Here is a 6,447-nt window from a genome sequence, read left to right as displayed (position 1 = left end):
CTGCCAGCTGCTGAACGGCAGGAATTAAATTTGCGAAAAACTATTGACACTATCTATATCTTATAGAAGTGATATGTCAATCAGTTTGTAAGCATAACTAATAGTTTGTTTTTATCGAATAAAAAAGCCGGCAAGGTTCAATCATAACCTTCACCGGCATTTTTTATTACGCTCGTTCCTCGCTTCATAAAAACTTACGGGAAACGCCAACTCCGCTTCGCTTCGTTTGCGTAGCAAATAGTTTCGCGCTCTAGCGCTCAACTATTTTTTATCAATTTCTGGATTCCTCTAAATAGCTGTAAAGTGTATATTTTGAAATATGAAAGGCCTCACAAAGAGAAACGCTGGCTTTTGCAATTTTGAAAACTCCCTTTTGATCCAAATACCGAAGAGCCTGCACCTTTTCCGCTTTGCTCATCAATCCCATAGGCTTACCGATCATTCGTTCTACTTCATTCATATAATACTGAAGCAATTCATCTACGTTACGGACAAGCACCTCCGAATTCTCAACGGCAGGAGCAGAAGGAGTATAATTAATAAACGCTTTCAAGGCATTTTCCGCCAAAAGGAGATCTGTAATATCCATATTCACACAAACAGAGCCAATAATGTGATTATCATTATCTTTAATATATGTGGTAGCTGATTTGATAATCTTCCCCTTTTCGCAATTCGTAAAATAAACCAGTTCATTATCTGCACCATCTAAATTGCTGGAAAGCTTTTCTACTACAGACTTACTGGGACATCCGCCAACACTGCGTCCAGTCACCTGGCCATTAACGATATCAATAATTGTATGATCCAGCCCATTTCTATAGTCATGAACAACGATTTCGCATTTGTCGCCGAAAAGCTCTCCTAAATTTCGGATAAGTCTCTGAAGAAAATCATAATTAATGTCAATCATTTCTGACCTTTCTGACCCTGCCCTCCTTTTTGCAGACAGGCATTCTCTTTTTTGGATGTTTTGCTTAAAAACAAAGGCTTCTGGAACCTTCCCCAGAAGCCTTGTTTCACTTCATTTTACATTAATCCTCTACAGAAACGATCTCACGCTTGTTGTAGCTTCCGCAAGCCTTGCACACTCTGTGAGGCATCATAAGAGCTCCGCACTTGCTGCACTTTACCAGGTTGGGAGCGCTCATCTTCCAGTTAGCCCTGCGGCTGTCTCTTCTAGCTTTAGAAGATTTATTCTTTGGACAGATAGACATGGTTTACACCTCCTTCAACTGTTTAAAAATATCCTGGATAACTGACATTCTTGGGTCCAGTGACCTGTTATCGCAGTCACAAGTCCCACGGTTGAGATTTGTGCCACATCTATTGCAAATTCCCTTACAGTCATCACTGCAGAGAACTCTCATAGGCAGGTTCAGGGTTAATTCATTACCAACCAGCTGGTCTACATCCAGATTATAACCATTAACGTAGAACTGCTCATCGAAATCTACTTCCCGCTCCTCAGCTGTCCGGTTCATATCCAATTCCTCGTCGATCTCCAGACGGAAAGGAACGATCACAGGCTCCAGGCATCTGGCACAAGGCATGGCAAGACTCAGCACTGCCGTTCCTGTCACAGACATCACCCGGTTTCCCTTGTTGGTGATCGTCAGGGAAACTGGCTCCTTTTCCACAATCTCGTAAACGCTTCCGCCCTCACGAAACTGCGTCAGCTCAATCGGAACAGTATAGACTTTTGATTTCCCCTCCACAGGGAACAGTTCTGATAGATTAATCAGCATATCCTACTCCTTGATACGCACCTATGCTATTATACATAGGTGCGCCGGGTTTGTCAATAAAAAGTTTCCAGATATACGCAAATTTTTGTCATTTTCGGACTTTTTATACCAGATGTATGGCAGCGCCTCTTATTCGGTCAGTCTCTTTGTCTCTCTTGCGATTGCCAGCTCCTCATTGGTGGGAAGCAGCATTACCTTTACTTTGGAATCAGCAGCGGAGATAACAGCGTTCTTGCCTCTCACATCATTTGCCTCATCATCGATCTTAACGCCCAGATAGCCCAGATATTCGCATACAGCCTTTCTGGTTGCCTTGTCGTTCTCGCCTACGCCAGCGGTGAATGCGATGGCGTCAACGCCGTTCATAGCTGCGGTGTAAGCGCCGATGTACTTTGCTACGCGGTAGATGAAGGCCTCAAGAGCTACCTCTGCTAAGTGGTTGCCCTCCTTCTTCGCTGCCTCGATATCACGGAAGTCGCTGGAGATGCCGCCGCTCATGCCCAGGATACCAGACTTCTTGTTCAGGATGTTCAGAACCTCGTTCACATCCTTGCCTTCCTTGTTGCAGATGAACTGTACAACAGCAGGATCAATGTCGCCGCTTCTGGTGCCCATGATCAGGCCCTCAAGAGGGGTAAGACCCATGCTGGTGTCCACGCACTTGCCGCCGATGGATGCGGAAATGCTTGCGCCGTTTCCTAAGTGGCATACGATCACCTTTGCCTTTTCCGGATCCAGACCGCCGAACTTGATAGCCTCGCCGGATACGAACATATGGCTGGTGCCGTGGAAGCCATAGCGGCGGATGCTGTATTTCTCATAATACTCATGAGGGATTGCGTACATATAAGCCTTCTCCGGCATAGCCATACCGAAGCCTGTATCCCATACAGCTACGTTTGGCTTGCCCGGCATAGCAGCCTCGCAGGCCTCGATGCCCATCAGGTTTGCAGGATTGTGCAGAGGTCCTAAGTCGAAGCACTCGCGGATCACGCGCTTTACATCCTCGTCCACTACGATGGACTCACTGTAAACCTTACCGCCGTGGAGTACGCGGTGGCCGATGGCAGAAATCTCGTCGGTGCTCTTTATCACGCCATGCTCCGGATCCTGGAGGGCATCCATTACCATCTTGATGGCAACGGTGTGGTCTGGCATTGGGTTCTCTACTACGAACTTGTCCTTGCCGGCTGGCTGATGGGTCAGCTTAGAGCCCTCAATGCCGATCCTCTCGCAAAGGCCCTTTGCAATAACGCTCTCGTCTGCCATATCGATTAACTGGTACTTAAGGGAAGAGCTTCCGCAGTTGACTACTAAAATTTTCATGTTCTGATATTCTCCTTACAAATTTTGATTCTTATGTGTGGCTGCGAAGTGCTTTCGCATCACTGGTTCTGGCACTGTACGGCTGTGATGGCAACTACGCCTACGATATCGTCAGCAGAGCAGCCTCTGGACAGGTCGTTCACCGGCTTTGCAATACCCTGGCACATTGGGCCGTAAGCTTCTGCCTTGCCCAGTCTCTGCACCAGCTTGTAGCCGATGTTGCCTGCATCCAGATCTGGGAATACCAGTACGTTGGCATGTCCTGCAACCTTGCTGTCAGGAGCCTTGGAGGCGCCGATCTCAGGAACGATCGCAGCGTCAAGCTGTAACTCTCCGTCCAGAGCCAGCTCAGGAGCCATCTCCTTTGCGATCTTAGTTGCCTCTACTACCTTGTCCACATCTGCATGGGATGCGCTTCCCTTGGAGGAATGGGACAGCATAGCCACTCTTGGCTCGTTGCCTGTCAGCATCTTGAAGCTCTCAGCGGAGGAAACGGCGATGGCTGCCAGCTCTTCCGGATTTGGATTCTGGTTCAGTCCGCAGTCAGCGAATACGAAGGTGCCATTATCACCGAACTGGCAGTCCGGCACTTCCATTAAGAAGAAAGCGGAAACCAGCTTTGTGCCCGGCTTTGTCTTGATCACCTGCAGGCAGGGTCTTAAGGTATTGGCTGTGGAGTGGCAGGCACCGGATACCATACCGTCTGCATCACCCTTCTTGATCATCAGGCAGCCATAGTAAGCATAGTCGCTTAAAATGGTCTCTCTTGCCTTCTCAGGCGTCATGCCCTTTGACTTTCTTAACTCTACAAATAAATCTATATACTCCTGTGTCTTTTCATAGGTCTGAGGATTGATGATGGTAGCGCCAGAAACATCCAGGCCCTGGCTGTGTTCACCGATGTCCTCCGGTGTGCCGATAATAACAAGATTTGCCAGATCCTCTTTTAAGATCTTCTCTGCAGCAACCCAGGTTCTGCGGTCCATAGACTCAGGAAGCACGATCGTCTTCTTATCTGCTCTCGCTTTTTCTTTAATTACATCAATAAATCCCATGGTTCTTACCCCTTTCGTTATTTTAAAGCATATAGCTTTATTATATACGGACTGGATATGGGAAACAAGTTGAATTTAGGAAAATTTTGCATTTTTTTTAATACGGAGCCATTTCTTTTGGCAAATTGCAGTAAACGCAAAGGAGCCGGCAGCGTGTCATCTTCCGTCTGCCGGCTCCTTTTATCTTGTTCTCCTGTTAAATTTTCTCGTAATGCTCCACATTGATCACAAAGATCGTTGCGCCGCCCACTTCTACGTTCATGGGCATGGTAGCGTAATTTACCATGCTGGTGCCGGAAATGTAAGGCATATTTACTGTGAGCTTCTGGTGCTGTCCGCACTCCTGCTTGATGAGGGAGATGACCTCATCCACCTTCTCATCTTCTGCGCCGATCATCAGTGTAGTATTGCCCTTCCGTAGAAAGCCTCCTGTGGTAGACAGTCTGGTCACGCTGTAGCGGTGCTGGGTCAACTGGCTTACGACATCATCCTCGTTGTCATTTCTCACAATTGCATACACTAATTTCATAAGCTGAGCCTCCTTGTCAGGTCCACAGGGCGGACATTGCTTTCCACCCATGTGTCCATATCATTTTCAAACAGTTTTAACCAGTATACCACATTTTCCGTAAAATAGGTGTGAATATTTCGTATATAGCAAATAAATTTTACTTACTGTTTGCTCTCAGCCGGTCTTGTACCCAGGGTGATCTCAACCTCATGCTCCACATAGGCACCATCCACAAGGGACTGCACCGTAAGGCTGACAGCAGAACCTCCCTCATAATAGGTGAGCATCTGCTTTAGCTCCTCCATGCTGGTAACAGACTGTCCGTCAAACTTCGTAATGATATCCTTTTCCTTCAGTCCGGAAGCGGCAGCTGCACCGCCGTCTAAGATCTTATATACATAGACACCAACAGGCATACCAAATTCTTTGGAGGCTGACGCGTCAATATTCGTTCCCTGGATGCCCAGATAGCCCTGGGCCTCTTCTGCCACTGCAATCCTGGTCTTCTTTGTCATCAGGGTGTTCAGGATCTCCTGGGCCTTGGAAATCGGAATTGCAAAGCCGATGCCCTCCACCTCTGTGGAAGCGGTCTTCGCTGCATTGATGCCGATCAGGTTTCCATTGATATCAAGAAGTGCGCCGCCGCTGTTGCCTGGGTTGATAGCTGCATCTGTCTGGATAAAGGTCCTTGCGACTCCGTCCTCATCCTTGATCTCACGGTCAAGGGCACTCACATAGCCTACTGTCAGTGACTGTCCATAGCCTAAGGCATTGCCGATAGCGATCACCTGCTGTCCTACCTTTAAGTCATCGGAATTTCCGATGGATGCCACTTTGATCTTGCTCATGGTATCTGCCGGGATATCGGAAAGCTGGACTGCAATAATAGCTAAGTCGGATGCAGAATCTGTTCCCTTTACAGCTGCCGCCACATCCTTGCCGTCATTAAATGTCACCTTCAGATCCTGAGCGCCCTGGACTACATGGTTGTTGGTGGCGATCAAAAGCTCGGTGTCATTCTGGCTGATGATAATGCCGGATCCGCTGCTCTGTGCCGTGTAGGTCTGGGGCATTCCAAAGAAGTCACGCTGCTGTACTGTCATGGTATCGTTAATGGCAACAATAGAGGGCATGGCTGCCTCTGCAATGGCTGATACATCGGTAACTGTTGATACAGGGGTCGTGGTCTGGCTGCCGGAATTTTGTGCATTCACAGCCGGGACAGCCTGTACTGACTGAGCCTGTGTCTGAGCCTCTGCAGCCTGGGTGGCTGCATTGTAGGTTCCTGTCAGTCTTGTGCCGATATAATTGACACCTGTCATGACACCGCCGGATACTGTTCCAAAGAGTACGGCTGCTGCGGTAATGCCTGCTGCTTTTCTTGCCAGACCGCCTCTTCTTTTTCTGTTTACAGGCTGTTCCGGTCCTCTCTGGTTCTGAGGTCCGTAACCCTGGTATGTCTGCTGCTCCCTGTAAGGTGCATTGCCTGGCTGGCTGCTGCTGTTCTGTGCAAAACGCCATCCTGTTTCCTGGTTGCCGCCCTGTCCTGCAGGTGTGGTCCAGTTCACGTTACTCTCCTGTGTTCCTTTTGCTTCCATATTTTCCCTGTTGTCTCTATTTTCGTTTTCGTACATAATAATGTCTCCTTTCATCCATGATTCTATATGAACTTTCTGTTTTCCTCTTGATAGCTCATACTATACTTTGGATTTATGGTGGATCTGTGACGCAAATGTGGAGAAATTGTGTCCTTCTTCTTATCAATTTATAAACAGGAGCTTGAGTTCCCGCATTTCGCGCTCCGGTT

The 6,447-nt window shown here is 47.9% G+C and carries 7 protein-coding genes; all 7 read right to left on the bottom strand.

Features of this window, described 5'->3' with window-relative positions; translation table 11 throughout:
- Positions 1-271: 271 nt before the first annotated feature.
- The 7 genes from LIZ87_RS18335 to LIZ87_RS18305 all read right to left on the bottom strand — a co-directional run bounded on the left by LIZ87_RS18335 (position 272) and on the right by LIZ87_RS18305 (position 6,274).
- Positions 272-913 carry a helix-turn-helix transcriptional regulator gene (locus LIZ87_RS18335; protein WP_227148741.1) on the bottom strand — a complete coding sequence of 214 codons (642 nt, stop codon included), beginning with the start codon at positions 911-913 and terminating at the stop codon, positions 272-274.
- Positions 914-1,034: 121 nt separating this feature from the next.
- Positions 1,035-1,217, bottom strand: a complete 183-nt coding sequence (gene rpmF, locus LIZ87_RS18330) for a 50S ribosomal protein L32 (protein ID WP_002564324.1) — start codon at positions 1,215-1,217, stop codon at positions 1,035-1,037.
- A gap of 3 nt (positions 1,218-1,220) precedes the next feature.
- Positions 1,221-1,748: a YceD family protein gene (locus LIZ87_RS18325; protein WP_178314799.1), complete on the bottom strand. Its 528-nt coding sequence runs from the start codon at positions 1,746-1,748 to the stop codon at positions 1,221-1,223.
- Positions 1,749-1,877: 129 nt separating this feature from the next.
- Positions 1,878-3,074, bottom strand: a complete 1,197-nt coding sequence (locus LIZ87_RS18320; RefSeq protein WP_178314801.1) for an acetate/propionate family kinase — start codon at positions 3,072-3,074, stop codon at positions 1,878-1,880.
- A gap of 59 nt (positions 3,075-3,133) precedes the next feature.
- Complete coding sequence (pta, locus tag LIZ87_RS18315) at positions 3,134-4,129, bottom strand: phosphate acetyltransferase (protein ID WP_178314803.1); 996 nt, start codon at positions 4,127-4,129, stop codon at positions 3,134-3,136.
- Positions 4,130-4,325: 196 nt separating this feature from the next.
- A complete protein-coding gene (locus LIZ87_RS18310) occupies positions 4,326-4,658 on the bottom strand; it encodes a cyclic-di-AMP receptor (RefSeq protein ID WP_178314805.1) in 333 nt (110 codons plus the stop codon).
- A gap of 143 nt (positions 4,659-4,801) precedes the next feature.
- Entirely contained in the window at positions 4,802-6,274 is a 1,473-nt protein-coding gene (locus LIZ87_RS18305) for a S1C family serine protease (protein ID WP_227148740.1), read from the bottom strand.
- Between the last annotated feature and the right edge of the window lie 173 nt (positions 6,275-6,447).

Source organism: Lacrimispora sp. 210928-DFI.3.58 (assembly GCF_020554865.1).
GTDB lineage: Bacteria > Bacillota > Clostridia > Lachnospirales > Lachnospiraceae > Enterocloster.
The sequence above is the reverse complement of the archived record's forward strand: the minus strand, read 5'-3'. Positions and strand labels throughout refer to the sequence as shown.